This is a genomic window from Ruegeria sp. CDSB086, assembly GCF_059611065.1.
Genome location: NZ_JBXWOV010000007.1, coordinates 41,464 through 67,394 on the forward strand (window position 1 = coordinate 41,464; position 25,931 = coordinate 67,394).

The window sequence follows — 25,931 nt, forward strand, 5'->3', positions numbered from 1 at the left end:
ATGGCAAATCAGAAGGTTTGGGAAAAACGAGATCAAGCGGCGCGAGACAGAGATGCACAGTTGTGGAAAACTAAGAAGCTAATTGATCGTTCAAAAAAATAGGCGCGGCTTGTCACAATCTCCCACGGGGTTGTGACGTGACAGCGGGCGCAGGCTCGCTAGGGTTCGGCAGATGATTTACCGACTGCTCTTCCTCTTTCTGCTGATCGCCACCCACGCCGCTGCCGTGGATACCTGCCACGGTGATACCGCCTGTCAGGTCGGCGACCGTTCCTATCATGTGCTGGAGCCCGACGGCTGGGATGGCGAAACGCCTTTGCCGGTGTTGCTGCATTTTCACGGCTGGGCGCGGCAGGGAACGGTGGTGGTGAACCACGAACGCATCGCCGGGGCCACGAAACTGCGCGGCGTGTTGTTGGTGGCCCCGAACGGGTTGGGCAAAAGCTGGGATTTCTGGACCTCGGACACGCGCGATGTCCCCTTTGCCGACCGGGTGCTTGAGGATGTGGCCAAACGCTATCCAATTGACCCGGACCGCATCTATGTATCGGGCTATTCCTTTGGTGGTGCGATGGCGTGGCGCTATGTGTGCCAGTCAGGCAATGACACGGCTGCCTTGCTGGCGGTCGCGGGGTCGATCCGTCAGACCGAGCACTGCCCGCAAGCCCCGGCCGAGGTGCGCCATGTGCACGGGACCAGCGACACCGTAATGGATTTCCCCTTTGGGCCGGGCGGGGACACGACTTATCCAGTGGCGCTGTGGCGGCAGAAATTCGGGTGTGAAACAGCGACGCCGCGCGGGGATTGGAGTGTTGTGCCGATCCTGACACTCAGCCGGGTGGAATGGACCGATTGTGCGCAGGGGCAGGTATCACTGGATACGCATCCCGGCGGGCATTTCATCCCGCATGGCTGGATTGGGCGGCAGTTGGATGAACTGTTGGGGCGTGAACCGACATACCCCTGATCATTTGACTTGGACGGGTATTTCCAGCCTGGTTGCCCGGAATGATCCGAAAATGGAACTGCCCGATGCGAACCTTGCTGCTAAGCGCCCTGATCCTTGCAACCACACCTGTTCTGGCGCGCGATACGTATCCGCCGGTTGAGGTTCTGTTGCAGACCGGTAAGTCCGTGATTGGTGAACCGCTGGAATACCCCGAAGGCAAGGCGAAGATAACCATGGCCATCGTTACCATGCAGCCCGGCCAAAAAACCGGCTGGCACCGGCATGAGGCCCCATTGGCGGCTTACATGCTAGAGGGTGAAATCACCGTGGATTACGGGGATGCCGGGACCAAAACCTACAAAACCGGTGATGCGCTGGTTGAGGCATTCCGCTCCCCTCATGCAGGGGTGAATTCAGGTGAAGATATCGCACGGATCCTAGCCGTGTTTGCCGGTGCAGAGGGCGTTTCCAACACGGTCGCGGAAGAGTAGGCGCCCAAGCCCCCCGCACCCTCTTTCCCCTGTCCGCAATATCCGTTAAACGCGGTCTGACCCTAGATTTACTGGCGGATACCGACCGATGAAATTCACTCTTTCCTGGCTGAAAGACCACCTCGACACCGATGCGTCGGTGGATGAGATTGCAGAGACGCTGACCGATCTTGGACTGGAAGTCGAAGAGATCGTGAACCCGGCGGACCGTCTGGCAGGCTTTACGCTGGGCTATGTGAAACACGCGGAAAAGCACCCGGATGCGGATAAGCTGCGCGTTTGCACGGTCGCGACTGACGAAGGCGATCTGCAGATCATCTGCGGCGCGCCCAACGCACGCGAAGGTATCACGGTCGTGGTCTGTAAGCCGGGCATGTATATCCCCGGTCTGGATCTGACGATCAGCGTGGGCAAGATCCGCGGCGTCGAAAGCTTTGGCATGATGGCCTCGGAGCGGGAGCTGGAGCTGTCAGAAGAACATGACGGCATCATCGAGCTGCCCTCGGGCGAAGTCGGTGACAAATTCGTCGACTGGCTGGCCGAGAACGAGCCGGCGAAAGTTGATACGATGATCGAGATCGCGATCACGCCGAACCGCCCCGACGCGCTGGGCGTGGCCGGGATCGCTCGCGATTTGGCTGCACGTGGCGTCGGTACGCTGAAAGAACGCGGCTATACACCGGTGCCGGGTGAGTTCGAAAGCCAGATCAACGTAACGATCGACGAGGATACGCTGGACGGTGCGCCGCATTTCACCGGCCGCTTGATCAAAGGGGTCAAGAATGGCCCCAGCCCGCAATGGCTGCAGGATCAGTTGAAGGCAATCGGCCTGCGTCCGATCTCGGCATTGGTGGATATCACCAACTATATGACGTTCGACCAGAACCGCCCGCTGCACGTTTTCGATGCGGACAAGGTGCAGGGCAACCTGCGCGTTCACCGTGCCAAAGGCGTTGAAAAGCTGGTTGCCCTGGACGAGAAAGAATACACTCTGCAGCCCGGTATGATGGTGATTTCGGACGATAAGGGCCCGGAGTCGATTGCCGGGATCATGGGCGGTGAGGAAACCGGCTGTACCGAGGACACCGTGAATGTGTTCCTTGAAAGCGCGTTTTGGAATCATGTGCAGATCGCGTTGACCGGCCGTGCGCTCAAGATCAACTCGGACGCGCGTTATCGGTTCGAACGTGGCGTGGACCCTGAATACACGCTGGAAGGGTTAGAACATGCGACGCAGATGATCCTGGATATCTGCGGTGGCGAAGCCTCGAAAGTGGTCGAAGCTGGCAAGGCACCGGATCACTCGCGCGCCTACAAGCTGGATGCTGAACGTGTGCAGTCGTTGGTGGGCATGGACATTCCGGAAAGCGAGCAACGCCAGACCCTAACCCGCCTAGGTTTCCGTCTGGAAGGCGAGATGGCGCATGTCCCCAGCTGGCGCCCCGATATCATGGGCGAAGCTGATTTGGTGGAAGAGGTCGCGCGTATCGCATCCCTGACCAAACTGCAGGGCAAGCCGCTGCCGCGTGTGACGGATGGTATTCCCAAGGCGGTGATGACCCCGACGCAGCGGCGGCAGTCGATGGCGCGTCGCACTTGTGCGGCGCTGGGGTACAATGAATGCGTCAGCTATACGTTCATCGATCAGGCTTCGGCTGCCTTGTTCGGTGGCGGGGATGAAGCGACGCAGTTGGAAAATCCGATCTCGTCCGAGATGAGCCATATGCGCCCGGATCTGCTGCCCGGTCTGCTGCAGGCCGCCGCCCGTAATCAGGCGCGAGGGTATGCAGATGTCGCGCTGTTCGAGGTTGGCCCGGTTTTCCATGACGGCGAACCTGGCGATCAGAAAACCCAGATTACCGGGCTGCTTGTCGGTCGCAACGGCCCCAAGGACGTGCACGGTGCCTCGCGCCCAGTTGACGTGTTCGATGCCAAAGCAGATGCCGAGGCCGTGCTGACGGCCATTGGTGCACCCGCCAAGGTGCAGGTCCTGCGCGACGGTGACGCCTGGTGGCATCCGGGACGTCACGGCAAAATTTGTCTGGGTCCCAAAAAGGTGTTGGGTGTCTTTGGCGAACTGCATCCACGGGTGTTGCAGGCGATGGACATCAAAGGCCCGGCGATGGCCTTCACCATCTGGCCAGAAGAGGTGCCTCTGCCGCGTAAATCCGGCGCTACCCGCGCCGCGCTTGAACTGCGTGATTTGCAGGCGGTCGAGCGTGACTTTGCATTCGTCGTCGACGAGAGTGTCGAGGCGCTGACACTGGTGAACGCCGCAGCCGGCGCCGACAAAGCTTTGGTCGAGGACGTCCGCGTCTTTGACGAATTCATTGGCGGCAGCCTGGGTGAAGGCAAGAAATCACTGGCCATTACCGTGCGCCTGCAGCCGACGGATGCGACGCTGAAGGAAAAAGACATCGAAGCGGTGGCTGAGAAAATCATCGCGAAGGTCACCAAGGCGACTGGCGGCATTCTGCGCGGGTGATGCCTGGCCGCCGCTGGCGGGAGTGTTTTTGAAAAGATGAAGGGGCGGTCGCGCCCTTTCTGTTTTTGCGGAGGACAAAAGATGCTGAACGTTTACCTATCTGGCGAAATCCACACCGACTGGCGGGAACAGATCATTGAGGGTGCTCAGGGTTTGGATGTCACTTTCAACAGTCCGGTCACCGGTCACGCGGCCAGCGACGATTGCGGTGTAGCCATTCTGGGGGCCGAGCCGAACAAGTATTGGCATGACCACAAGGGCGCGATGGTCAACGCGATCCGCACCCGCAAGGGTATTGCGGATGCCGATGTGGTCGTGGTCCGGTTCGGCGAGAAGTACAAACAGTGGAATGCAGCCTTCGATGCGGGTTATGCTGCGGCTTTGGGAAAGTCCTTGATCGTTCTGCACGGCCCTGATCACCAACACGCGCTGAAAGAAGTGGACGCTGCGGCGCTGGCCGTGGCCGAGCACCCGGGCCAAGTGGTTGATGTGCTGCGCTATGTTCTGACGGGCGCCCTGCCAAAATAACTCACGCTACGTTTCGCTTGCCGGATTTCAGGGCGCTTTCTACCGTCTGATAGGGCAGTAGGGGAGAGCAGCCATGGAATTCGATTACGTCATCGTGGGCGGCGGGTCCGCTGGTTGTGTGATGGCCGCGCGGCTGAGTGAACAACCAGACACAAGCGTTTGCCTGATCGAAGCGGGCGGGGCGGGTGAGGACCTGGTGATCCGGGCTCCGGCCCTGGTGGCAGCAATGGTGTCGGGGCGACCCAAGCTGAATAATTGGGCCTTTCAAACGGTGCGCCAGCCCGGGTTGAATGGGCGGAAAGGGTTTCAGCCACGCGGCAAAGCGCTGGGGGGCTCATCGGCGATCAACGCCATGCTTTACGTGCGTGGTCATCCCAGCGACTATGATGAATGGGCGGATTTGGGGTGCGAAGGTTGGGATTGGAAGAATGTCCTGCCTTACTTCCGCAAGACCGAGGGCAACGCGCGCGGTGCGGATGATCTCCATGGCGGTGATGGTCCCTTGCAGGTGTCGGACCAGTCTGAGCCGCGTGCCATCTCTCATGCGTTTGTCGAGGCCTGCGGCCAGCAACAAATTCGCAAGACAAAGGATTTCAACGGGCCGACACAGGAAGGCGCGGGTCTGTATCAGGTCACGCAGTTCCACGACGGGGCGCATAAGGGTGAACGCTGCTCGGCGGCTGCGGCCTATTTGCGGGGCGTCAAATCGCGGCCGAACCTGACAATCATGACAGGGGCAGAAGCCCAGAAGATCCTTTTTGACAAAAAGCGCGCAACCGGGGTTTTGCTGCGTCAGAAAGGTAAGGCCGTCGAGGTTCGCGCCCGCCGTGAAGTCATCCTTTCGGGGGGTGCTTTTGGTTCGCCACAATTGCTGATGTTGTCCGGCATCGGGCCCGAGGCCGAGTTGAAACAGCACGGTATTCCTGTTCTGCACGACTTGCCCGGCGTTGGTCAGAATCTGCAGGACCATCTGGACTATGTCCTCAGCTATCATTCGAAACGTAAGGATGTCATCGGGCTGACCCCGGGCGGGCTATGGAACCTGGCTAAGGCGGGGTTGGCCTGGCGCCGCACTGGAGAGGGGCTGTTTGCGACTCCCTTTGCCGAAGGCGGCGCGTTCTTCAAATCTGATCCATCCGTTTCCAAACCGGATCTTCAACTGCACTTTGTTGTCGGAATCGTTGACGACCACATGCGCAAGATTCACTTGCCGCACGGGTATTCGTGCCATGTCTGTGTGTTGCGCCCGTTCAGCAGGGGCAGCGTTGGGCTAACCTCGGACCGGGCAGGAGAGCCGCCGCGTATTGATCCGGCTTATCTCAGTGATGACCGCGATCTGGATCTGTTGAAGCGTGGGGCTCGTATCATGGAGTCAATTCTCGAATCCGAGCCGCTGGAACCCTGGCGCAAAAAGCGGCTCTATGCCCATGACGGCAGTGATCAGGCCTTGGAAGCTGATATCCGCAGCCGTGCCGACACGATCTATCACCCGGTGGGCACCTGCAAGATGGGGATCGACGATATGGCCGTTGTCGATACCGAAGGTCGGGTTCATGGGGTCGAGGGGCTGCGGGTGGTGGACGCTTCAGTCATGCCGACTTTGGTCGGCGGCAATACCAATGCGCCCACTATCATGATTGCCGAAAAGATCGCCGAAGCAATCAGTCCCGGGGCGGCGTAACCAGGCCTTTTTGCACCGCGGGTCGCTTCAGGAACCGGTCGAGATACGCCACCAGATTGGCGTGGTCTTCCCAACCAACAAGGTCGCGCGCATTGTAGAATTCGAGCCCGCGCAGCCAAGGCGCGATTGCGATATCGGCAATCGAATAGTCTCCGGCAATCCAATCCTGGCCTTCAAGCTGTTGGTTCAGGACATTCAGCAATCGCTTGGCCTCGTTCACGTAGCGTTCACGGGGGCGCGGGTCTTCGATCTCGCTGCCTGCGAATTTGTGAAAATAGCCCAGTTGCCCGAACATCGGACCGATGCCGCCCATCTGGAACATCACCCATTGGATCACGCGATATTTGTCGGCTTTGGTTTGACCCAGAAACTTGCCGCTTTTCTCGGCGAGATATATCAGGATCGCTCCGCTTTCGAACAGGCCAATGGATTCTCCGTCCGGACCATTCGGGTCGATGATCGCCGGGATTTTGTTGTTGGGGTTCAATGACAGGAATTCGGGGCTTTTGACATCCGAGTCCGAAAGTGTAACCCGATGGGCTTCATAGGGCAGGCCGGTTTCTTCCAGCATGATCGACGCTTTGACGCCGTTCGGCGTGGGGAAAGAATAGAGCTGAATCCTGTCGGGAAACTGCGCAGGCCAGCGTGCCGTTATCGGGTGAGAGGCGGTATCCAGCATGGGGGGCTCCTGTCATGGGTTGCCAGCAATAGGTAGGTACACCTGCCCAGTCTTGCCAGTATCCGAGCTGTGCATACAAGGTCAGGGGCTGTGTGCGTGAGAACAACGGGGAAAACCTGCGTATCTCACACCTAGACCGAAGCGCGCTTATGGATCACTATTCCGCCAATCCCGCGCTGAGAGACGCGGGTTTGCCGTGAATCGAAAGGAGATGCGCGTGGATGATGTCGTAACACAGGTGGGTGCCTTTGCCCCGCTGATCATAAGCGCAGTCAAAGCGCTGGTAGTACTGATCCTTGGATGGATCATTGCTGGCGCCATTGCCGGTGTAGTCCGGCGCAGGATCAATGCGACACCGCATATTGATCAGACGCTTGGGAATTTCGTCGCCAGTCTGGTGAAATGGGTCATATTGGCCATGGTACTGGTTGCAGTGCTGGGCATCTTTGGCATTCAGGCGACAAGCATCGTCGCCATTTTGGGTGCTGCTTCTCTGGCCATTGGTTTAGCCCTTCAAGGAACGCTGAGCGATCTTGCTGCGGGCGTTATGCTGGTTGTCTTCCGCCCTTACAAGCTGGGTCAGTATGTTGATATCGGCGGCACCGCAGGCACTGTTAAGGATCTGAACCTGTTCACGACCGAGCTGGTGACGCCGGATAACGTGCAGATCATCGTTCCCAACGGACAATCCTGGGGATCGATCATCACAAACTACTCGGCGCATGACACGCGGCGTGTCGATCTGGTGTTCGGCATTGACTACGGTGACAGCGCTGATGAGGCGATGAAGATCATTCTGGATGTCGCGAAGGCCGATGACCGAATTCACTCAGATCCAGAGCCGTGGGTGCGCGTGACCAACTTGGGCGACAGCTCGGTCGATCTGACCGCACGCCTGTGGTGCAATGCCGCCGATTATTGGGACCTGAAGTTTGAGATCACTAAGGCCGTGAAAGAGGCGTTTGACGCCAAGGGTGTGTCGATTCCGTACCCACATACCGTGGAAATTCGGAAAGAGGGCTAAACCCTCCCGCCCGTCGAGCGGGCATTGGAAATGCCCTCCTCCGTTTGGGCCCGGCGCCGCGCTTTTAGCGCGGCGTTTTTTTTTGGTGCAAAAGTCGTTCGATCAAAAGAAAAGCGGCGCGCCAAAGGCGCGCCGCCATGCCCAACGCTGCAAAGCAGCCGCTTCAGCGGCTCCTTACAGGGGCGGGAGTGCTTCAGGCGTTGACGATTGCCTCGGGCGAGACAACGTCCAGACCCAGCGCCGTACCAACAGCTTCGTAAGTCAGCTGACCGGCATGGACGTTCAGACCTGCCAGCAAATGCGGGTCGTCCTGACATGCTTTCTTCCAGCCTTTACCCGCCAGTGCCAGCAGGAACGGCATGGTCGCGTTACCCAATGCGATGGTCGAAGTCCGCGCAACCGCGCCCGGCATGTTGGCTACGCAGTAGTGCATGACTCCGTCCACTTCATAGATCGGGTCAGCATGGGTGGTCGCTTTGGAGGTTTCAAAGCAGCCGCCCTGGTCGATCGCAACATCAACCAGAACCGCACCGGGTTTCATGGTGGACAGCTGCGCGCGCGAGATCAGCTTGGGTGCCGCAGCGCCGGGGATCAGAACCGCACCGATGACCATGTCGGCTTCCTGGATCAGCTCGGCCGTTGCGCCGGCTGTCGAGTACTGGCTTTTGAACGTGCCGCCAAAGACGTCGTCGAGGTAACGCAGGCGTGGCAGAGACCGGTCCAGAACGGTGACGTCAGCGCCCATGCCGGCCGCGATCTTGGCTGCGTGGGTACCAACAACACCGCCGCCGATCACGATGACTTTGGCTGGGCCAACACCGGGAACGCCACCCATCAGAACACCGCGGCCGCCATTGGCCTTTTGCAGGGTCCACGAACCGACCTGAGGTGCCAGACGACCTGCAACTTCGGACATCGGGGCCAGCAGCGGCAGGCCGCCTTTGGAATCTGTTACGGTTTCATAGGCAATCGCCGTGCAACCCGACGCCAACAGGTCGTGGGTCTGGTCTGGATCAGGTGCCAGGTGCAGGTAGGTGAACAGCAGCTGGCCTTCACGCAGCATCTTGCGCTCGACCGCCTGGGGTTCTTTGACCTTTACGATCATGTCCGCGGTCGCAAAAACTTCTTCTGCGGTGTCGACGATGCGCGCACCTGCGGCAACATACGAGTCGTTGTCAAAGCCGGAACCCATGCCGGCATTGGTTTCAATGATGACCTCGTGGCCGCGCGCAACAGCTTCTTGCGCAGCGTTGGGGGTCATCCCAACACGGAATTCCTGGGGTTTGATTTCCTTGGGGCAACCGATTTTCATTTCTCGCTCCTCCATTCATAAACTGCCCAAATTATGTGCAATTCGGGATGCAATTTCTGTGAAACTCTGCCCGTCATTCGGGTTTTCTTTGCGAGAATCTTCGGTATTATTGGAATTTCTTGCAAAGGACTTGCGCGTATGAGCCTCGATACGACCGATAGAAAGATTCTGGCCGCCCTGCAGAGAAACGGCAGGATGTCGAATGCCGAGCTGTCAGATCAGGTGAATCTGTCGCCGTCGGCGTGTCACCGGCGTGTCCAACGGCTTGAGGCCGAAGGGTATATCCGAAACTATGTTGCGCTGCTGGATGCACGCAAGATGAACGTCCCGACCACCGTGTTTGTTGAGATTACCTTGCAGGGTCAGGCGGAGGAGCTGCTGGATGCGTTTGAAAAGGCGGTGGCGCGTATTCCCGACGTTCTGGAGTGTCATCTTATGGCGGGGACGGCGGACTATATTCTGAAGGTTGTCGCCGAGAACACCGAGGATTTCGCCCGAATTCACCGTCAGTACCTGTCGCGTTTGCCCGGCGTGGCGCAAATGCAAAGCTCATTTGCTTTGCGCACTGTGTTTAAGACGACGGCCTTACCGGTGTGACCGTCAGGCTGGGGCCGGGTAGGTGAACAGGAACAGATGCACGGCATTGAAGCCGAAATGCATCAGAACGGGTACCCACAACCGACCGGTCGCATACAATCCCAAACCACAGGCCGCGCCAAGAATCGCGGCATAGGTGACCAAGGCCGGACCCCCTGCAAAATGCGCCAGACCAAACAGAAAGCTGGCCAGAGTCACACCAAGTGCTGCACCAAGTTTGGAAGCAATAAGCGACTGCAGGTATCCGCGGAAAAAAGCCTCTTCCGTCAAGCAGGTCAGAAACAGGTTCGACAATGCAAAAATCAGCCACCAAGGCGGCAGGCTGAGCTCTGGCCGGATGGCCTGCGCGGCCAGCCCAACGGTGAAGAGGGCGGGCAAGGTCGCAAGGCCCACCAGCAACGGTGTTCTCCGGACAGGTCTCGCTAAATCGGTCATTCCCGGGCAGGCCAGCAGGACCGCGAACAGCACCATTGGCTTGTCCAGATTCAAGTACATTGAAAACGCCGAACTGTCCGGCCCGGCGTAGACCCGGTCCAGTACCAGCAGGTTTTGAAAACCGGGCACCAGATGCGCGCCCAATGCAAGACACCAGCCGATCAACATGACGTGGCCAACCGCCGCGCCGGTGCCTGTAAGATGGTTCAGGGCCGCAGCCCCCAACAATCCGGCAGCAACAACTCCAACAGCCAAAGGCGTGACCAGCCCCATGGCGAGGGCGGCAAGACCAAACACCAACAGCAGCGTCAGGCCAAGTTGCCGCCGGCCCGAGGCCGCACTGACCATGCCGGCGATCAGTATGGACCAGGGCCATATCAATGGCAGAAGGGATACAAAATGCGCCACGGCTCTCTCATGTATTCAGGTGCGTATTGATGCCGTCGGACACCCCCAAATGGCAAGGCCGTGCAAGGATCAGCCTGTGCCTTACTGCCAGCGTTGCGTCAAATCAGACGCTTGTATCTAGGCGCAGGTCGGTTCAATTATAGGAATGACCGAACGTCTGCCTGTTTTACGGCCCCGCACCAACTTGAAATTGAACCGGCGCGGAGCGTTCATCAATTATTTCTGATGACATCAGGCGGTCACACTCTCTGGGTATGGTCGGAACCCGTTGACTGATAAGGAGCAGATCTTGGCTTACCAACACAATGACGCCCCAAAAGACTGGCTGGAAGCCGAGCTCGAAGACACGCTGGACGAAGATTTCGAAATCGAATTCAGCGAGCCGATGCTGTCGATGGAAGTTCGCAAGATCTATAAGGAACAGCATCCGGACATGCTGGACCGCAAGGTCTATTTCCAGAACTTGCTGCGATTGCAGGCCGAACTGATCAGGGTTCAGGATTGGGTTCAACACACCGGTGCCAAAGTGTGCATCCTGTTCGAAGGTCGCGACAGTGCCGGTAAAGGGGGGGTAATCAAGCGGATTACCCAGCGCCTGAACCCACGTGTTGCGCGCGTGGTTGCGTTGCCCGCACCCAGTCGCAGGGAACAAAGCCAGTGGTATTTCCAACGCTACGTGCCGCATCTGCCAGCAGCTGGCGAAATCGTTCTGTTCGACCGGTCCTGGTACAACCGTGCGGGCGTCGAACGGGTCATGGGTTTTGCCAGTGAAGATCAGGTCGAACAGTTCTTTCAGGACGTTCCTGAATTCGAACGGATGCTGGTGCGGTCGGGGATCATCCTGCTGAAATATTGGTTCTCGATCACCGACGAAGAACAGCAGTTGCGATTCCTGATGCGCATTCACGATCCGATGAAGCAGTGGAAGCTGTCGCCGATGGATCTGGAATCGCGCATTCGGTGGGAATCCTACACCAAGGCCAAGGAGGACATGTTGTTTCGCACGAACATACCCGAAGCGCCCTGGTACATCGTCGAAGGCAATGACAAAAAGCGCGAGCGCCTGAATTGCATTGAACACCTGCTGACCAAGATCCCGTATTCGGATGTGCCGCAGGAAAAGGTCGATCTGCCGGATCGAAAGTACAACCCGGAATATGAACGCCGGATTCTGCCGGACGATCTGTATGTTCCAAAGGTCTATTGAACTGTTGAAGTGGAATTTGGTGCGAGGCAGGGTCGCCCCCGCCCCGCACCGTAGTATCCGTTAAGCGGCGTCCATCATGCAGTCGAAATCATAATAGTTGAACACAAAGACATCACCTGAATTGTCGCCGGTCATATCAGAGCAAGTTTCAACATCGTCGACAGGATTGTCACCGCCGGTCATCACCATATCGAAATCGTCGGTTTCGGGTTCCGCATCGGCATAGTCTGTGTCGTTCCAATCAAACTGGTCGAACTGCGCCTGAATCGATTGGACGAATGCCCGGATCTCGGCAAGAAACTCCTGAACGTCAAAACAGGCGACTTCTTCCGGTTCTTCGGTTCCAGGTGTTTCAGGCTCCGGCTCTTCGGTCTCGGTGACGTCGGTGTCGGGCGTTTCAGGCTCCGGCTCTTCGGTCTCGGTGACGTCGGTGTCGGGCGTTTCAGGTTCCGGCTCTTCGGTCTCGGTGACGTCGGTGTCGGGCGTTTCAGGCTCCGGCTCTTCGGTCTCGGTGACGTCAGTGTCGGGCGTTTCTGGTTCTGGTTCTTCGGTCTCGGTGACGTCGGTGTCGGGCGTTTCGGGCTCCGGTTCTTCGGTCTCGGTGACATCGGTGTCAGGCGTTTCTGGTGCCGGTTCCTCGGTGTCGGTATCCGGCGTTTCGGCTACGGGTTCCTCAGGCTCGGTAACCTCGGGTTCTGGCACTTCGGCAACCGGCTCTTCGGGCTGCGGGGTTTCTTCAACCGGTGGCGTCGGCGCCGGCGGAGTGGCAGAGCCGTTGTCGAGCATGACTTCACCCTGGGTGGCAGCAAAGTTCTGCGTCACCATCACAGCGTCGAAACCCTGCATGTCGCCGGTTTCAATGCCGATTCCGATATATTTGAAATCCGGGTTCAGAATATTGGCGCGGTGACCGGGGCTGTTCATCAGGTTCTGATGAAGCTGCGCGACGTCATCGCTGATGCCTGGCGCGCCGCGCTCGGATTGCCAGGCGATGTTTTCACCCGACCGCCAGTTGCCCGAGAAGTCGAATCCGGCCATTTCCATCCGCTGCGTGGCGCTGGAACCACCCGAGCCGGTGTGGCTGAACCTGTCCGTTTCCAGCATCCATTCGCTGTGATCCTCGGACGAGTCGTTCAGCCGCGTTTCAAGCTGTAGGGGGTCCAGCCCGCGGGATGTGCGCTCTTGGTTAATCAGCGCCAGCATTTCTTGTTCGATACTACTTGCAGTCGACATTTTTGCCTCCGATTGGTTTTTTGTCGTGGTAGACGGCGCCAGTTACAAAGGCTCGATACGGCCTTCATAGGGATGGCGTGTTCAGAGGCGAGTTTTGGCGGGTCAGTGCTACCGCCACGGGATTCGCTGCGCTGCAAAATGCCGGGCAAAATGTTGCTGAGAGGGAAATGGCAGCTTGTCGCGCGTGGGCGGCCCGAGTCGGCATAAATCATCCGACCCTAAAAACGACAAACCCCCGGGCGATGCCTCGGGGGTCGTCAAATAGTGTCATCCAAAGCTGGACGAGCGAGGTTTTAGAGCAAACCTTCGCGCTGTGCTTTCTTACGTGCCAGTTTACGGGCACGGCGGATCGCTTCAGCTTTCTCGCGCGCTTTTTTCTCGGACGGTTTCTCGAAATGTTGCTTAAGCTTCATTTCGCGGAACACGCCTTCGCGCTGCAGCTTTTTCTTCAGGGCACGAAGCGCCTGATCGACGTTATTGTCGCGAACACTAACCTGCATGTGGTTGTCACCACCTTTCTAGATAGAGTTGCAAGGAAATTGCAGGAATTGGCCGTATAGCAAAGCCGTTCTATCTTGTCTAGTACTGGTCCCCAGAACCGGAGAACCGCCATGACCACCACATATGAAGACACCAAGCAGCAATTGTTGGACGCGATTTTGATCCATGTGCCGTTTGACGGCTGGTCCGAAGCCAGCTTTCGTGCAGCTATCTTGGATTGCGATATGGATGACACGCTGGCGCGCGCGATTTGTCCCCGTGGCGCGGTTGATCTGGCGCTGGCCTTTCACGCGCGCGGCGACGCGGCGATGGAGGATCGGCTGAAGTCCTCGGACCTGAGTGAGTTGAAGTTCCGCGAGCGAATCGCCGCTGCAGTTCGGTTCCGGCTTGAGGCGGTTCCGGACAAAGAGCTTGTTCGCCGGGGTATGACGTTGTTTTCGCTGCCCACCCACGCAGCCGATGGGGCAAAAGCCTTGTGGCAGACCTGCGATCTGATCTGGGACACGCTGGGCGATTCCTCGGACGACGTGAACTGGTACACGAAACGGGCGACGTTGTCGGGCGTCTATTCTTCGACTCTGCTGTTCTGGCTGGGCGACGATTCCCCCGATCACCAGAAAACCTGGGAGTTTCTGGATCGGCGGATAGACAACGTTATGCAGTTCGAAAAGATCAAGGCGCAGGTGAATGACAACCCGTTGTTGAAACCGTTTTTGGCGGTGCCGAACTGGTTGGCTGGTCAGGTAAAAGCGCCGACAAAGATACGGGCTGATTTGCCGGGTATGTTGAACCCGCGCAAGTAAGCGTCTGGGCCTTCCAGAAATTGCCTGCTAGGCATTGGGCAAAGGAGATTTGCCCATGACCCAGATGATGCGCGCTGTCGAAATCACCAAACCCGGTGGTCCGGATGTTCTGCAACTGACGGAACGCCCGGTGCCGGAACCAAAAGCCGGACAGGTGATCCTGAAAGTGGCCTATGCGGGTGTGAACCGCCCGGATGCGCTGCAGCGTGCCGGGGCCTATGATCCGCCGCAGGGTGCCAGCGATTTGCCGGGGCTTGAAGCATCGGGTGAAGTTGTTGCCGTTGGTGCCGGGGTCGAGAGTCTGGCCATCGGCGATCAGGTCTGTGCTTTGCTGCCCGGTGGCGGATATGCGGAATATGTGGCCACACCCGCTGCGCATTGTCTGCCAGTTCCTTCGGGAATGGGGATGAAAGAGGCCGCGTGCCTGCCCGAAACCTTCTTTACTGTGTGGTCCAACGTTTTCACGCGGGGCGGTCTGAAGGCAGGTGAGCGTCTTCTGGTGCATGGTGGGTCTAGTGGCATTGGCACAACAGCGATCCAGCTGGCGAACGCGTTTGGTGCGCGGGTGTTTGCAACCGCCGGATCTGCTGAGAAATGCGAGGCCTGTGTGAACCTCGGGGCCGAGAAGGCGATCAATTACAGGGATGAGGACTTCGTGGGCGTCATGCGGGCTGAGGGTGGGGCGAACCTGATCCTCGACATGGTCGGCGGCGATTACATCCCCCGCAACGTCAAAGCCCTGGCCGAAGATGGGCGTCTGGTTCAGATCGCGTTCCTGCAAGGTCCGAAGGTCGAGTTGAACTTTGCGATGATGATGGTCAAACGCCTGACCCTGACTGGCAGCACCTTGCGTCCGCAAAGCGATCTGGCAAAAGCAAAGATAGCGCAGGATCTGCGCGAGGCTGTTTGGCCATTGCTGGAGGCTGGGAAGGTGGCCCCCGTCATGGACAGTGAATTTGACCTGGCCGAGGCGGCAGCTGCCCATGCGCGGATGGAAAGCTCGGGCCATATCGGCAAGATTGTTCTCAAGGTCGCTGGTTAAAACTCTGGCGCGGGTATATCCCGCGCTTTTTTCGATCAGACCACTGCACGGCGGTAAAGATGCCAGGTTGCATGGCCCAGGACTGGCATGACAACGATCAGCCCCAATAGCATCGGGATGGCTCCGATGATCAACAGGGCCGCTACGATGAACCCCCATGCCAAAATGACACCAGGGTTATGCCGCAACACCCGGACGGACGTCACGACCGCCACCGGCAGCCCGACAGGACGGTCCAACAGCAATGGAAAGCTGACGACGCTCATGGCTAATGCGACCAGCGCGAATAGAAACCCGATCGCATTGCCGAAAATGATCATGGACCAGCCTGCGCCGGTGGTGAATACCTGAGTCACGAAAGCCCCGAGTGAGGTGGGCAGATCAGGCCCAAGCGTATGCACATAGATGCTCTGCGCGACCATCAGCCAAATCAGCAGCAGCATGACCAGATAGAACCCCAAGGCCAGAATTGCACCGAAGGACGGGGACCGGAAGACGCCCAAGGCGTCCAGCCAATGGACCTCGCCGCCTTGCTCGCGTTTGCGGCTGATTTCGTAAAGGCCCACGGCTGCTATCGGACCGACTAGTGCGAAACCCATGATCAGCGGTGCCAGAAGGGGAACCATGTTGCGATTAAGGCCGAACCCGAACATCAGCAGACCTGCGATCGGGTAAACCAGTATGATGAAAATCGCATCCGCCCGTGTTTCCAGAAAATCATTGTACCCGGCCTGCAAACAGGCCTTCAGGTCCTGCATCGTCAGTGTTTGCACCTGCGGCAGATGCCGGGTGTCCGCGCTGCCGATGTGGTGCACGCTTTCGGTAATATGATCGCCGGTCGCGCCGATGTTTCGGGCGGCCCAACTGATCGGATTTCCTATTGTTTTGGCCATCTTGATCCCCTCCCTTTGCCAGTGCGCAACGGGTTGAATTCGGCGGTGGTTGCCTTTGGCCGGACCAGCCGGCAACGCTCAGGCCCCAGTATAGCACAGTTTTTCCCGTTGTGGTTGCGCGGCAGGAAAAACCTACCAATTGCCCTGTTTCACAGGCGTGTTAGCTTGGCGTCAGGCAACAGGAGGTCAGCATGCAGCAAACGGCAAGAACCGTCGTCATTCATGAACACGGCGGTCCCGAAGTTCTAAAGATCGAAGACCGGCCCTTGGGCGACCCCGGACCCGGCGAGGTTCGCATCCGCCACCGGGCCTGTGGGCTGAACTTCATTGATGTTTATCAGCGCACCGGGTTGTACCCGATGGATTTACCGCACGCGCTGGGCATGGAAGCGGCAGGTGTGATTGAGGCTGTTGGCGAAGGTGTTACCCATCTGAAACCGGGCCAGCGCGCAGCTTATGCCTCAGCTCCCGCCGGGGCCTATTGTGAGGCGCGCGTGATGCCAGCGGCGCAGGTGTGTCCGTTGTCCGAAGGGATTTCTTTTGACGCGGCTGCGGCGATGATGCTCAAGGGGATGACGGTCGAGTATCTGTTTCACCGGACAACGCCTTTGAAACGGGGTGACACGGTTCTGTTTCACGCGGCCGCCGGTGGCGTTGGTCTGATTGCCTGCCAATGGGCCAAGTCCGAGGGCATCACCCTGATCGGAACAGCCGGAACAGACGAAAAATGCAGCCTCGCGCAGTTCAACGGGGCTGCGCATTGCATCAACTACCGGACCGAGAACTTTGCCGAACGTGTGGCCGAAATCACCGGCGGCAAAGGTGTGGATGTGGTCATGGATTCCATCGGCGCGGATACGTTCAATGGCTCGCTGGACTGCCTGAAGCCTTTGGGAATGATGATCTCATTCGGCAATGCCTCGGGGCCGGTTCCTTTGATGGACATCGGGATTCTGGGCAAGAAAGGATCCTTGAAAATCACTCGACCGACCCTGTTTACCCATATCGCCGACCCTTCCGTCTGTCAGGCAATGGCACGGCGGCTGTTCGGCAAGGTTGAGGGCGGCGAGGTCAAAATCCACATCGATCAGCGGTTCCCGTTGGATCAGGTGGCCGAGGCGCATCGGGTGCTTGAAGCGCGTCAGACCACAGGCAGCACCGTTCTTGAACCGTAAGACCGACTCGTTGATGTTTGATCTTGAAACGAAAAGCGGCGGCAGAATACTCTGCCGCCGCCTGTTTGGGGGATGTCAGAAATTATTGCTGCAGTTCCGCAGGTGTTTTATCCGCGATGGTTTCCCAATTGGCGCTGGCTTGTTCGACAAAACCAGGGATGTCACCTTCCCAGCGCTGCTGGATGTCTTGCGACAGGTTCAGGTACAGCTTGTTGTCAACGATCTTCCAATAGGTCGGGTCACCGTCAAACTTGAAGCCCATCGCAGCGCCGAATGCGCAGTAGCCGCCATATGCAGGCAGGTACGCCTCGGGGTTTTCTTCGAACGCGGCTTTGTTTTCTTCATTGGCAAAGCGATACATCGCGTCGTTGTGCAGTGTGGTGATGCGGTAGTCACCTTTGGTCGGCTCGCCAGCGGTGAAGTAGGCAACCGGATCATAGCCCTGCATGGCCAGACCGGTCGAGCTTGCGTTCAGTTCAACACCAGCGGCCAGAGCCGAGCTTGCAATGGCAACAGACAGCGCGACGCCGCCGATAAGAGATTTGAACTTGTTCATTGTTTTCACCTTTCGTGAAGGGGCTGCCACGTGACGCAGAAAATTGCGCCCAGACAACCCAAGAGTTTTTTTGTCCGTGAGACCCGCAATTGGTCGTCACGGAACCCAAGTGGGCAGGCGGCCCATCACGTTCAAAGCAATCAATTGTGAATGTGCAGGGGCGAAGAGGCACTGTTCACAAATGCAGGGTAGGCCTTAGGTATCGGGCGTCAGATCCAAAACGAATTCGGTGACTTTTTCCGCGGGCATTTCGCAGGGGCGAAGAAGAGATCCGCGTTTGGTCAGATAAAGGTTCAGGCTGATGTAGTCGCTGCCGTCCAGTGCGCGTGCGACAAGTTTCTGCGACTTGCCGTCTGAAAATTCCGTTCGACTGACGATATACCGCCTGCCGTGGGCACGCCCGGTCGACGACCCCTTGGGGATGGCAAAAAAAGCGGTCAGGAAGGCGTTCGGGACGCTCAAGACTGCCCGATTTTTGGTTCAGTGCCGGATTTGATGCGGGCAATATTCGCGCTGTGGCGCCAATAGACCAACAGGGTCAGGACGCCAGCCAGTAGCAGCGTTTGCGAACCTGTCAGCAGAAGGGCCCAGATAGTGGACGTTGCCGCCGCTGCAAGTGCCGCAAGGGATGAGATGCGCCAGATTGCAGCAGCAACCAACCAAGTCAAACAACAGGCCACACCGACGCGCCAGTCCAACGCCAGCCAGATCCCCAGAAACGTGGCGACCCCTTTTCCGCCCTTAAATCCCAGCCAAACCGGAAAGCAATGGCCCAAAAGTGCTGCCAGCGCCGCGATCTGCGCAGCATCCTCGCCCGCCAGTGCACGCGCCGACAGTACGGCAACTCCGCCTTTTGCGGCGTCGAAGATCAGGGTCAGGGCAGCGGCGGTCTTGTTGCCTGTCCGCAAAACATTGGTTGCGCCGATATTGCCCGATCCGATGTTGCGCAAGTTGCCCAACCCCATCACCTTGGCCAGGACCATGCCAAACGGGATCGACCCCATCAGGTATCCAAGTGCCGCCCACAGGATCAGCTGGGTCATTGTGCTGTCGATGATCGGCATCAGGATCTCCGGTAAACTTCTTGTCCTGCAACGAAAGTTGCGGTGACCTTACCCTGCATCCGCTGGCCGTCAAACGGTGTGTTCTGAGATTTGGATTTGAGCGAGAACCGGTCCAGCACAAAGGGCACATCCGGGTCAAACAGCACCAGATCCGCAGGCGCGCCTTCGGACAGACGGCCACTTTCCAGCCCTAATCTTTTCGCCGGGTTTAGGGCCATTGCGCGGAACAGTGTCGGCAGGTCCAACTGCCCGGCATGATACAGACGCAAGGCGGCGGGCAGCAGGGTTTCCAGCGCTACCGCGCCGGAGGCTGCCTCTTCAAACGGCAGGCGTTTGCTTTCCTCATCCTGAGGCGTGTGCATGGAACTGATCGTATCAATCAGGCCGGTCCGCACCGCTTCGATCACTGCTTGCCGGTCATCCTCGGATCGCAGCGGCGGCTTGACCTTGAAGAAGGTGCGATAGTCGGCGACGTCCAACTCATTTAAGGTCAGGTGGTGGATTGACGTACCTGCCGTGATGTCCAGCCCATTCCGCTTGGCCCGCTCCAGCGCAGGCAGGGCGCGGGCGGTGGTGATCTGGTCGGCGTGATAGGTGGCCCCGGTCATCTCTAGCAAAGCGATGTCACGGTCCAGTCCCATCCGCTCGGCCATTGGTGAGACGGCGGGCAGGCCACGCAGCACGGCGAACTTACCACTGGTGGCTGCGGCACCATTGCTGAGGATGGGTTCTTGCGGGTGGGCGATGACCAGCGCGCCACAGGCCCGGGCATAGGTCAAGGCGCGGGAAAACACCTTGGTGTTGGCGATCACGTGATCGCAGTCAGTAAAGGCGACGGCACCGGCATCCTGCAGGAATCCGATCTCAGTCATTTCGCGGCCTTCGCGACCTTTGGTCAACGCGGCCATTGGCAGGACGTTGACCGGAGTGTCGGCCTGCGCTCGGCGTGTGACGAACTCCAGACTTTCGGGCGTGTCGATCGCGGGGCTGGTATCGGGGCGGGTCACGATGGTGGTCACGCCTCCGGCCGCAGCGGCCAGACCGGCAGATTTATAGCTTTCCTTGTGTCGCTCACCCGGTTCACAGACCTTGACGCCGATATCGACGATGCCGGGGGCAAGGCACTGCCCGCCACAATCGACGACCTGCGCCTCCGGCGTCGGAGCGGCCCCTTCGCCGCGCGCAGCAATCCGGCCATCGGATACATGCAGCCAGCCTAGGCTGTCGGTGCCGGTTTCCGGGTCGATCAGGCGGGCGTTGGTGAAAAGTACAGCAGTCATTTCGAGGCCTCTTGGGCTTGGTGCAATGCCGCCAAAGCGGCTTCTTTGTCTTCTAGGCTATCAAAGAAAAAGAACGGCTTTAGTTCGATCCCAAATGGCGCGGGCCTGATATTAAGAGATGGAATGATTTCAACGCGCTTAATACGCGGTTGCTTTGAAATCAAAAGCTTCCTGATGATCCATGCAGAGTTTCTTGTAACCGCATAGATGCAATGCGTGCGATTGTAATAATCGATGAACAAAATAGCGGTTGTGCTTATCGGAAGCATGTAGAGCGGCAGATATTCCCACGACACCTTCAGTAAGAAAAGTACTGGAATCAAAACCACTAAAGAAATAACAGCTAGCCAACTTCCAAAAAAAGACGAGTGCTTTGGGATCACGCGTTGATCGGGTCGACCGACCCACAAAACCTCTTCGTTTAGAGGTATCTTTGAACGCACCCAATCTTCTGCGGCTGTCATCTAATCGCCCTTTCGATGGCGGCTTTGGTGGCTGCGGGGTCAGCCTGATACTTGATCAGATGCTTGTCGCCACCCTTGGTGACGATCTGGACAAAACTGCCCATGAGGTTGACTGCCTCTATCTGGTTCAGCGCCACATTGCGCGGGCCGGGGCCGGTTAGGGTGGTGTCCGTCATCTGCCATGTGGTGGTCAGTTCTTCTGAGGCCAGGTACCATGCGCGAAAGGCAACCGCGGCAAGACCCGCAGGCGCCCCGGTCCAGACATAGGGGTTGCCGACCAGCCACAGCACGATCATCGCGACAGCCATGGCCCCGGCGGCCAGCCATGTATTCGTGCGGATATACGCACCTTTGTCGGGGGTGAAGGTCACAGGATCAGCCATAGGATGCCTCCGATGACCACCAGCGCCACCACTGCCAGCATGGCCGACCCAATACGGCCGGGTTTGTCGTCGCGTGGTGGCGTTTGCGGGGCCGAGAACGGTTTCGCGCTTTCGGTTTTAATTGCTCCACCGGTCCAGCTTGTCGCCTCTTCGGTATAAAGGCCGATCTGGTGCACTTTGGGGTCCAGTTGCAAAGTGGCGGCACGTCCCTGAAAAGCGGCACTGCGCACGACCATGACCCAGCCTTCAATGCTCTCCAGCGCAGCCCGGTCCAGCTGATCTTTAGGGACGCCGCACCCTTCGTTGAGATAGCCATAAAGACCCAGTTCCTCGAGGTCCGAGACAGGAAATACGTCGATCTGGGTCAGATCCAGACCCTCGACACCCAGAATCTGGTCTGCCGCACCGGGTTCGCGCAGGAACTTTGCCTCTTCCGGGCGCATGTCCAGCTGAAACAAGCGCAGGACGCCGTGTTCATGTGGGGCGACGTTCAGATCACTCATGCGGCCTCACCAAGGTTGCGGGCCAACAGTTCCATTGCGGCCATGCGAACGGCGACGCCCATTTCGACCTGTTCCTGAATAACGGACCGGTTAATGTCGTCCGCCAGCGTTCCGTCAATCTCAACACCGCGATTCATTGGGCCAGGATGCATGACGATGGCGTCCGGTTTGGCCTGCGACAACTTAGCGGCGTCCAGACCATAGCGGTGATAGTATTCCCGTTCCGAGGGGATGAACCCGCCATCCATCCGTTCTTTCTGGAGGCGCAGCATCATCACGACGTCGACGTCCTTCAGGCCCTCGTTCATGTCGTCGTAAATTTCGGCGCCAAACTCGGCAAACTGGCTTGGGAGCAGCGTCGGTGGTCCAATCAGACGAATACGGTTTTCCATTTTTCCCAGCAGGATCAGGTTTGACCGCGCCACGCGGGAATGTGCGACGTCGCCGCAGATCGCGATGTTCAGGCGGTGCAGGCGACCTTTGGCGCGGCGAATGGTCAGCGCGTCCAGCAGAGCCTGCGTCGGGTGTTCATGTTTGCCGTCACCGGCATTTAGCACCGCGCAGTTCACCTTCTGCGCCAGCAGGTCGACCGCGCCGGAATGCGGATGGCGCACCACCAACAAATCGGGGTGCATCGCATTCAGCGTCATCGCTGTGTCGATCAACGTCTCGCCCTTTTTGATCGAGCTGGCCTGCATCGCCATGTTCATCACATCCGCGCCCAGCCGCTTGCCTGCGATTTCGAAACTGGCCTGCGTGCGGGTTGAGTTCTCGAAGAACATGTTGATTTGGGTCAGGCCCGACAGCACGTCGGAATGCTTGGTCGACTGGCGGTTCATGTCGACGTATTTCTCGGCCAGATCGAGAATGGCAGTAATATCGGATTGCGACAGATGCTCGATGCCAAGAAGGTGACGATGGGCGAAACGCATTGGCGGGCTCCTGTCTGACAATCGCGCCGCTTATAGGAAGCCGCGCTGCGCAAGGCAACCTAAGGATCAGATCCTTCGGGCAGTTTCTCGCATCCGCCTTCGGGCAGGCACTGTTCGCCGGGCTTGCACCACTTGCCGTATCCGCAATCGATGGCCTTGACGGGAACACAGCCCTGATTTTTGGAGCACTTGAACCCCTGACGGCACTGTGATCCGGTTTTTTCGCAAAGATACCAGCCGGGGCGTGAACATCCGCCACCCGGCAGGCAAGACGATCCGGATCCGCAAATGCGACCGTCGTCGCATGTCAGTGAAGGCAGTTCCAGAATGTCAGGTGTGTTACGCTCGCATTCGCCACGGGCATTGCAGATGCTGCCGCCGGGGCAATCCAGACGCGACCTGCATTTGTTTTGCCCCGCTGGGGCACATCGGGTCCCGCCCGCCACACAGCGCTCGAACGGCCCGCAGGTTCTACCGCCACCGCAATAGGTGCCGCCCAGAGGAATGCAGTGGCCATCAAAGCTGCATCTTTGGCCACCCGAACAGCATGTGCTGCCACATTTGAATTGGCCCGCGCGGCACTGGCCATATCTGTCTTTGAACTGCGCAGAAGTAGGACTGCTGAGAATGATCAGCAGCAAACCAAGAAACAAGAATCGCAATACAGACAACATGAATATGGCAATCGTCGGCGCGATGGACTGACCAATCAAGGTCTATCTGCTTTCCCTCGTTCAAAAGGTGGTTAGATTGAGGGGTATGGAATCGGCTTTGGACTATCATACTGCCCGTGCTCTGCTGGAATGGCAGATCGAGCTGGGCGCAACGGATGCGATCGGTGATGCACCGGTGGATCGCTATGCGTTGCCGGATACTGCGCCCAAAGCCAAGAAACCCGCAAAGGCCCAGACCGCACGAGAAAAACCCAAGCAAGTTGATCCGGTTGCGGTTGCGAAATCTGCGGCACAGGCTGCAAGGTCGCTGGATCAGTTGCAGGCGGCCATGGACGCGTTTGACCATTGCGAGTTGAAGCGCGGTGCGCGGCAGTTGGTCTTCGCAGACGGCACCCCGGGTGCGCGGGTGATGATTATCGGAGAGGCCCCGGGCCGCGATGAGGACCGCGAGGGCAAGCCCTTTGTCGGACGCGCCGGTCAGTTGTTGGACCGGATGCTGGCCGCGATTGATCTGAAGCGGACCGAAAACGTCTATATCACCAACGTCCTGCCGTGGCGCCCACCGCAGAACCGGGATCCCAAGCCCGAAGAGATTGGCATGTTGAAGCCGTTTCTCGAACGGCACGTGGCCTTGGCCAAACCCGAGGTTTTGGTGGTGATGGGCAATATCAGCTGTCAGGCTGTTCTGGGCAAACGGGGGATCACACGGCTTCGGGGTCAGTGGGATCAGGCGATGGACTTGCCGGTTATCCCGATGTTCCACCCGGCTTATTTGCTACGTCAACCGCAGATGAAGCGGCAGGCATGGTCCGATTTGCTGGAGCTCAAAGCAAGGCTGGAGGGCAAGGCATGAAAATCCTCGCATTCTCGGACCTGCATATGGCGCGAAACCGTGCCGCAGACGTTGTTGCAGCCAGCGATGAGGCCGATCTGGTTATCGGAGCCGGAGATTATTGCAACATGCGGCAAGGTCTGGATGACGCGATGGCGATGCTCTCTGGTATCAATGCGCCGCTGGTTCTGGTGCCGGGCAATGCCGAAAGTGCAGGTGAGCTGGCCGAGGCTGCGCCGGAAGGCGTGCATGTTTTGCATGGGACAGGCATGACCGTGGATGGGCTGCGTCTGTTTGGCCTTGGTTACGGCGTGCCGGTGACGCCATTCGGTGAGTGGTCCTGTGATCTGACGGATCCTGAAGCGGCTGAGTTGCTGGATCGTTGCGAAGGGGCTGACATCCTGATCGCGCATTCTCCGCCCAAGGGTCACGGCGATCTTACGTCGACGGGTGATGCGGTAGGATCGGTGGCGGTCCGTGACGCAATCGAGCGGTTGCAGCCGCAATTTGCCCTTTGTGGCCATATCCATGACAGCTGGGGTTACCGAGGCGCAATCGGCGTGACGCAGATCGCCAATCTTGGCCCCACAGTAAATTGGTTCGAGGTCACCACGTGATTGAAACAGTTACGCTGCTGGCGTTTATCCCGGCGGCAATTGCCCTGAACCTGACCCCCGGGGCGGACATGATGTTCTGCTTTGGGCAGGGGCTGCGGTCCGGGGCGCGGCCTGCAATCGCCGCCAGCGCAGGTATCTCCGTCGGATCGATGGTTCACGTTCTGGTAGCGGGTCTTGGTCTAGGAGCGGCTGTGGCGACGATGCCCTGGCTGTTCGATGTGATCCGCTGGATGGGCGTTGCTTATCTGCTGTATCTCGCCTGGGGGGCGTTTCGGAATGGGACGGTTTCTGCGGATGCTCCCTCCGGTCCCACCCAATTGGCATTCCGGGACGGGCTGGTGGTGAACCTGACCAACCCCAAAGTAATTCTGTTTGTTCTGGCTTTTATTCCGCAGTTCGTGAACCCGGCGGCGGGTTCGATCCTGCTGCAGTTCCTGATTTTCGGATCCATCATTGCGCTGGGCGGATTTGTGGTGAATGGCCTAGTGGGAATTTTTGCCGGTGGTGCGGGGCGGATGCTAATCGCGAACCCGCGCGCTTCGCGCATCATGGGCTGGGTGACCGGAGGGATCTTCACAGCTCTCGCGATCCGGCTTGCCATCTTGGAAAGGGCCTGAGGAAACATGTCGCGCATTGATGAGACCAAAGACTTCATTCCGGTCCGTATCGCCGTGCTGACCGTCTCGGACACGCGGTCGCTGGACGAGGACAAATCCGGCCAAACACTTGTGGACCGCATCGAACGCGCCGGGCATCACGTTGCTGATCGCAGCATAATACAGGACGAACGCAACAAGATCGCTGATCAGTTGCGGACTTGGATCGCTAACCCGGAAATAGATGTGGTAATTTCAACCGGGGGTACCGGTTTGACGGGGCGCGACGTAACTGTCGAAGCGCATCGCGATGTCTATGAGAAGGAAATCGAGGCTTTCGGCACGGTGTTCACAATCGTTTCAATGGAGAAGATTGGTACGTCGGCCGTGCAATCACGTGCGACCGGTGGCGTGGCGGGTGGTACCTACCTGTTTGCATTGCCCGGCAGTCCCGGAGCCTGCAAGGACGCCTGGGACGGGATATTGGAGAAACAGTTCGATTATCGCCACCGTCCCTGCAATTTCGTCGAAATAATGCCCAGATTGGACGAACATTTGCGACGGAAGTAGACTGGTCGCACGTTAAA

The 25,931-nt window shown here is 58.4% G+C and carries 30 protein-coding genes; 16 read left to right on the forward strand and 14 right to left on the reverse strand.

Annotated features, from left to right (window positions below; translation table 11 throughout):
• The first annotated feature begins 172 nt into the window (after positions 1–172).
• The 5 genes from AC2FIO_RS15170 to AC2FIO_RS15190 all read left to right on the forward strand — a co-directional run bounded on the left by AC2FIO_RS15170 (position 173) and on the right by AC2FIO_RS15190 (position 6,134).
• The gene (locus AC2FIO_RS15170; RefSeq protein ID WP_496698660.1) at positions 173–967 is read left to right on the forward strand and encodes a CE1 family esterase; all 795 of its coding nucleotides are present in this window, start codon (positions 173–175) and stop codon (positions 965–967) included.
• Positions 968–1,008: 41 nt separating this feature from the next.
• Positions 1,009–1,440 carry a cupin domain-containing protein gene (locus AC2FIO_RS15175; protein ID WP_496698662.1) on the forward strand — a complete coding sequence of 144 codons (432 nt, stop codon included), beginning with the start codon at positions 1,009–1,011 and terminating at the stop codon, positions 1,438–1,440.
• A gap of 88 nt (positions 1,441–1,528) precedes the next feature.
• Positions 1,529–3,925 (forward strand): phenylalanine--tRNA ligase subunit beta, encoded by a 2,397-nt coding sequence (pheT, locus tag AC2FIO_RS15180; RefSeq protein ID WP_496698663.1) that lies wholly within the window; start codon positions 1,529–1,531, stop codon positions 3,923–3,925.
• A gap of 81 nt (positions 3,926–4,006) precedes the next feature.
• Positions 4,007–4,453: a YtoQ family protein gene (locus tag AC2FIO_RS15185; RefSeq protein WP_496698665.1), complete on the forward strand. Its 447-nt coding sequence runs from the start codon at positions 4,007–4,009 to the stop codon at positions 4,451–4,453.
• A 73-nt stretch (positions 4,454–4,526) separates the two neighbouring features.
• On the forward strand, positions 4,527–6,134 hold the full coding sequence (locus AC2FIO_RS15190; RefSeq protein WP_496698667.1) for a GMC family oxidoreductase: 1,608 nt from the start codon (positions 4,527–4,529) through the stop codon (positions 6,132–6,134).
• On the opposite strand, the gene AC2FIO_RS15195 is transcribed toward AC2FIO_RS15190, so the two are convergent.
• Positions 6,115–6,813 carry a glutathione S-transferase family protein gene (locus AC2FIO_RS15195; RefSeq protein ID WP_496698669.1) on the reverse strand — a complete coding sequence of 233 codons (699 nt, stop codon included), beginning with the start codon at positions 6,811–6,813 and terminating at the stop codon, positions 6,115–6,117. The genes AC2FIO_RS15190 and AC2FIO_RS15195 overlap by 20 nt on opposite strands.
• A gap of 211 nt (positions 6,814–7,024) precedes the next feature.
• Between AC2FIO_RS15195 and AC2FIO_RS15200 the strand changes: the two genes are divergently transcribed.
• Positions 7,025–7,837, forward strand: coding sequence for a mechanosensitive ion channel family protein (locus AC2FIO_RS15200; RefSeq protein ID WP_472724642.1), 813 nt, complete (start codon positions 7,025–7,027; stop codon positions 7,835–7,837).
• A gap of 193 nt (positions 7,838–8,030) precedes the next feature.
• Here the strand turns inward: AC2FIO_RS15200 and ald are convergent, their stop codons facing one another.
• Positions 8,031–9,149 carry an alanine dehydrogenase gene (gene ald / locus AC2FIO_RS15205; RefSeq protein ID WP_108860695.1) on the reverse strand — a complete coding sequence of 373 codons (1,119 nt, stop codon included), beginning with the start codon at positions 9,147–9,149 and terminating at the stop codon, positions 8,031–8,033.
• 138 nt (positions 9,150–9,287) lie between these two features.
• On the opposite strand from ald, the gene AC2FIO_RS15210 reads away from it, so the two are divergent.
• Positions 9,288–9,746, forward strand: coding sequence for an Lrp/AsnC family transcriptional regulator (locus AC2FIO_RS15210; RefSeq protein WP_058278916.1), 459 nt, complete (start codon positions 9,288–9,290; stop codon positions 9,744–9,746).
• 3 nt (positions 9,747–9,749) lie between these two features.
• Here AC2FIO_RS15210 and AC2FIO_RS15215 read toward each other — a convergent pair whose 3' ends face one another.
• Positions 9,750–10,589: a CPBP family intramembrane glutamic endopeptidase gene (locus AC2FIO_RS15215; RefSeq protein ID WP_496698672.1), complete on the reverse strand. Its 840-nt coding sequence runs from the start codon at positions 10,587–10,589 to the stop codon at positions 9,750–9,752.
• A 289-nt stretch (positions 10,590–10,878) separates the two neighbouring features.
• Here AC2FIO_RS15215 and ppk2 point away from each other — a divergent pair, with 289 nt between their 5' ends.
• On the forward strand, positions 10,879–11,796 hold the full coding sequence (ppk2, locus tag AC2FIO_RS15220; RefSeq protein ID WP_058273692.1) for a polyphosphate kinase 2: 918 nt from the start codon (positions 10,879–10,881) through the stop codon (positions 11,794–11,796).
• Positions 11,797–11,856: 60 nt separating this feature from the next.
• Here the strand turns inward: ppk2 and AC2FIO_RS15225 are convergent, their stop codons facing one another.
• Both AC2FIO_RS15225 and rpsU read right to left on the reverse strand, forming a co-directional pair.
• Entirely contained in the window at positions 11,857–13,029 is a 1,173-nt protein-coding gene (locus AC2FIO_RS15225) for a CAP domain-containing protein (protein ID WP_496698674.1), read from the reverse strand.
• 293 nt (positions 13,030–13,322) lie between these two features.
• A complete protein-coding gene (rpsU, locus tag AC2FIO_RS15230; RefSeq protein ID WP_005614280.1) occupies positions 13,323–13,529 on the reverse strand; it encodes a 30S ribosomal protein S21 in 207 nt (68 codons plus the stop codon).
• A 111-nt stretch (positions 13,530–13,640) separates the two neighbouring features.
• On the opposite strand from rpsU, the gene AC2FIO_RS15235 reads away from it, so the two are divergent.
• Together AC2FIO_RS15235 and AC2FIO_RS15240 are read left to right on the forward strand one after the other, a co-directional pair.
• On the forward strand, positions 13,641–14,333 hold the full coding sequence (locus AC2FIO_RS15235) for a COQ9 family protein (RefSeq protein ID WP_496698676.1): 693 nt from the start codon (positions 13,641–13,643) through the stop codon (positions 14,331–14,333).
• A gap of 55 nt (positions 14,334–14,388) precedes the next feature.
• Positions 14,389–15,375, forward strand: a complete 987-nt coding sequence (locus tag AC2FIO_RS15240; protein ID WP_496698678.1) for an NAD(P)H-quinone oxidoreductase — start codon at positions 14,389–14,391, stop codon at positions 15,373–15,375.
• Between the two features lie 35 nt (positions 15,376–15,410).
• Here AC2FIO_RS15240 and AC2FIO_RS15245 read toward each other — a convergent pair whose 3' ends face one another.
• Positions 15,411–16,268: a DUF2189 domain-containing protein gene (locus AC2FIO_RS15245; protein WP_109313012.1), complete on the reverse strand. Its 858-nt coding sequence runs from the start codon at positions 16,266–16,268 to the stop codon at positions 15,411–15,413.
• A 191-nt stretch (positions 16,269–16,459) separates the two neighbouring features.
• Here AC2FIO_RS15245 and AC2FIO_RS15250 point away from each other — a divergent pair, with 191 nt between their 5' ends.
• On the forward strand, positions 16,460–17,443 hold the full coding sequence (locus AC2FIO_RS15250) for a quinone oxidoreductase family protein (protein WP_496698680.1): 984 nt from the start codon (positions 16,460–16,462) through the stop codon (positions 17,441–17,443).
• An 82-nt stretch (positions 17,444–17,525) separates the two neighbouring features.
• Here the strand turns inward: AC2FIO_RS15250 and AC2FIO_RS15255 are convergent, their stop codons facing one another.
• The 8 genes from AC2FIO_RS15255 to AC2FIO_RS15290 all read right to left on the reverse strand — a co-directional run bounded on the left by AC2FIO_RS15255 (position 17,526) and on the right by AC2FIO_RS15290 (position 22,625).
• Complete coding sequence (locus AC2FIO_RS15255; RefSeq protein ID WP_058273690.1) at positions 17,526–17,999, reverse strand: YHS domain-containing (seleno)protein; 474 nt, start codon at positions 17,997–17,999, stop codon at positions 17,526–17,528.
• A 195-nt stretch (positions 18,000–18,194) separates the two neighbouring features.
• Entirely contained in the window at positions 18,195–18,461 is a 267-nt protein-coding gene (locus tag AC2FIO_RS15260) for a hypothetical protein (RefSeq protein ID WP_496698681.1), read from the reverse strand.
• Positions 18,458–19,063 carry a glycerol-3-phosphate 1-O-acyltransferase PlsY gene (gene plsY / locus AC2FIO_RS15265; RefSeq protein ID WP_282169848.1) on the reverse strand — a complete coding sequence of 202 codons (606 nt, stop codon included), beginning with the start codon at positions 19,061–19,063 and terminating at the stop codon, positions 18,458–18,460. Before plsY ends, AC2FIO_RS15260 begins: the two co-directional genes overlap by 4 nt.
• On the reverse strand, positions 19,063–20,343 hold the full coding sequence (gene pyrC, locus AC2FIO_RS15270; protein WP_496698684.1) for a dihydroorotase: 1,281 nt from the start codon (positions 20,341–20,343) through the stop codon (positions 19,063–19,065). Before pyrC ends, plsY begins: the two co-directional genes overlap by 1 nt.
• Positions 20,340–20,807 carry a hypothetical protein gene (locus AC2FIO_RS15275; protein WP_496698686.1) on the reverse strand — a complete coding sequence of 156 codons (468 nt, stop codon included), beginning with the start codon at positions 20,805–20,807 and terminating at the stop codon, positions 20,340–20,342. Before AC2FIO_RS15275 ends, pyrC begins: the two co-directional genes overlap by 4 nt.
• The gene (locus AC2FIO_RS15280; protein WP_496698688.1) at positions 20,804–21,190 is read right to left on the reverse strand and encodes a hypothetical protein; all 387 of its coding nucleotides are present in this window, start codon (positions 21,188–21,190) and stop codon (positions 20,804–20,806) included. Before AC2FIO_RS15280 ends, AC2FIO_RS15275 begins: the two co-directional genes overlap by 4 nt.
• Complete coding sequence (locus AC2FIO_RS15285; RefSeq protein ID WP_496698690.1) at positions 21,175–21,693, reverse strand: hypothetical protein; 519 nt, start codon at positions 21,691–21,693, stop codon at positions 21,175–21,177. The genes AC2FIO_RS15280 and AC2FIO_RS15285 overlap by 16 nt, the downstream gene beginning before the upstream one ends.
• Positions 21,690–22,625, reverse strand: a complete 936-nt coding sequence (locus AC2FIO_RS15290; RefSeq protein ID WP_496698692.1) for an aspartate carbamoyltransferase catalytic subunit — start codon at positions 22,623–22,625, stop codon at positions 21,690–21,692. The genes AC2FIO_RS15285 and AC2FIO_RS15290 overlap by 4 nt, the downstream gene beginning before the upstream one ends.
• A 509-nt stretch (positions 22,626–23,134) precedes the next feature.
• Between AC2FIO_RS15290 and AC2FIO_RS15295 the strand changes: the two genes are divergently transcribed.
• The 5 genes from AC2FIO_RS15295 to moaB are packed head-to-tail and all read left to right on the forward strand — an operon-like array spanning position 23,135 to position 25,914.
• Complete coding sequence (locus AC2FIO_RS15295; RefSeq protein ID WP_160116550.1) at positions 23,135–23,374, forward strand: hypothetical protein; 240 nt, start codon at positions 23,135–23,137, stop codon at positions 23,372–23,374.
• Positions 23,375–23,384: 10 nt separating this feature from the next.
• Positions 23,385–24,152 (forward strand): uracil-DNA glycosylase, encoded by a 768-nt coding sequence (locus tag AC2FIO_RS15300; protein ID WP_496698694.1) that lies wholly within the window; start codon positions 23,385–23,387, stop codon positions 24,150–24,152.
• The gene (locus AC2FIO_RS15305; RefSeq protein WP_282169842.1) at positions 24,149–24,748 is read left to right on the forward strand and encodes a metallophosphoesterase family protein; all 600 of its coding nucleotides are present in this window, start codon (positions 24,149–24,151) and stop codon (positions 24,746–24,748) included. The genes AC2FIO_RS15300 and AC2FIO_RS15305 overlap by 4 nt, the downstream gene beginning before the upstream one ends.
• Positions 24,745–25,365: a LysE family translocator gene (locus AC2FIO_RS15310; protein ID WP_282169841.1), complete on the forward strand. Its 621-nt coding sequence runs from the start codon at positions 24,745–24,747 to the stop codon at positions 25,363–25,365. The genes AC2FIO_RS15305 and AC2FIO_RS15310 overlap by 4 nt, the downstream gene beginning before the upstream one ends.
• A 6-nt stretch (positions 25,366–25,371) precedes the next feature.
• Complete coding sequence (gene moaB / locus AC2FIO_RS15315; protein WP_496698696.1) at positions 25,372–25,914, forward strand: molybdenum cofactor biosynthesis protein B; 543 nt, start codon at positions 25,372–25,374, stop codon at positions 25,912–25,914.
• Positions 25,915–25,931 lie beyond the last annotated feature (17 nt).

Coding starts and splice junctions, on each gene's coding strand:
- AC2FIO_RS15170 (WP_496698660.1), top strand. CDS start 173: ATGATTTACCGACTGCTCTTCCTCTTTCTGCTGATCGCCACCCACGCC.
- AC2FIO_RS15195 (WP_496698669.1), bottom strand. CDS start 6,813: ATGCTGGATACCGCCTCTCACCCGATAACGGCACGCTGGCCTGCGCAG.
- pyrC (WP_496698684.1), bottom strand. CDS start 20,343: ATGACTGCTGTACTTTTCACCAACGCCCGCCTGATCGACCCGGAAACC.
- AC2FIO_RS15175 (WP_496698662.1), top strand. CDS start 1,009: ATGATCCGAAAATGGAACTGCCCGATGCGAACCTTGCTGCTAAGCGCC.
- AC2FIO_RS15225 (WP_496698674.1), bottom strand. CDS start 13,029: ATGTCGACTGCAAGTAGTATCGAACAAGAAATGCTGGCGCTGATTAAC.
- rpsU (WP_005614280.1), bottom strand. CDS start 13,529: ATGCAGGTTAGTGTTCGCGACAATAACGTCGATCAGGCGCTTCGTGCC.
- AC2FIO_RS15235 (WP_496698676.1), top strand. CDS start 13,641: ATGACCACCACATATGAAGACACCAAGCAGCAATTGTTGGACGCGATT.
- AC2FIO_RS15185 (WP_496698665.1), top strand. CDS start 4,007: ATGCTGAACGTTTACCTATCTGGCGAAATCCACACCGACTGGCGGGAA.
- AC2FIO_RS15290 (WP_496698692.1), bottom strand. CDS start 22,625: ATGCGTTTCGCCCATCGTCACCTTCTTGGCATCGAGCATCTGTCGCAA.
- AC2FIO_RS15275 (WP_496698686.1), bottom strand. CDS start 20,807: ATGACAGCCGCAGAAGATTGGGTGCGTTCAAAGATACCTCTAAACGAA.
- AC2FIO_RS15240 (WP_496698678.1), top strand. CDS start 14,389: ATGACCCAGATGATGCGCGCTGTCGAAATCACCAAACCCGGTGGTCCG.
- moaB (WP_496698696.1), top strand. CDS start 25,372: ATGTCGCGCATTGATGAGACCAAAGACTTCATTCCGGTCCGTATCGCC.
- AC2FIO_RS15200 (WP_472724642.1), top strand. CDS start 7,025: ATGCGCGTGGATGATGTCGTAACACAGGTGGGTGCCTTTGCCCCGCTG.
- AC2FIO_RS15300 (WP_496698694.1), top strand. CDS start 23,385: ATGGAATCGGCTTTGGACTATCATACTGCCCGTGCTCTGCTGGAATGG.
- AC2FIO_RS15210 (WP_058278916.1), top strand. CDS start 9,288: ATGAGCCTCGATACGACCGATAGAAAGATTCTGGCCGCCCTGCAGAGA.
- AC2FIO_RS15285 (WP_496698690.1), bottom strand. CDS start 21,693: ATGAGTGATCTGAACGTCGCCCCACATGAACACGGCGTCCTGCGCTTG.
- AC2FIO_RS15280 (WP_496698688.1), bottom strand. CDS start 21,190: ATGGCTGATCCTGTGACCTTCACCCCCGACAAAGGTGCGTATATCCGC.
- AC2FIO_RS15255 (WP_058273690.1), bottom strand. CDS start 17,999: ATGAACAAGTTCAAATCTCTTATCGGCGGCGTCGCGCTGTCTGTTGCC.
- AC2FIO_RS15190 (WP_496698667.1), top strand. CDS start 4,527: ATGGAATTCGATTACGTCATCGTGGGCGGCGGGTCCGCTGGTTGTGTG.
- AC2FIO_RS15305 (WP_282169842.1), top strand. CDS start 24,149: ATGAAAATCCTCGCATTCTCGGACCTGCATATGGCGCGAAACCGTGCC.
- pheT (WP_496698663.1), top strand. CDS start 1,529: ATGAAATTCACTCTTTCCTGGCTGAAAGACCACCTCGACACCGATGCG.
- ald (WP_108860695.1), bottom strand. CDS start 9,149: ATGAAAATCGGTTGCCCCAAGGAAATCAAACCCCAGGAATTCCGTGTT.
- AC2FIO_RS15250 (WP_496698680.1), top strand. CDS start 16,460: ATGCAGCAAACGGCAAGAACCGTCGTCATTCATGAACACGGCGGTCCC.
- plsY (WP_282169848.1), bottom strand. CDS start 19,063: ATGCCGATCATCGACAGCACAATGACCCAGCTGATCCTGTGGGCGGCA.
- AC2FIO_RS15245 (WP_109313012.1), bottom strand. CDS start 16,268: ATGGCCAAAACAATAGGAAATCCGATCAGTTGGGCCGCCCGAAACATC.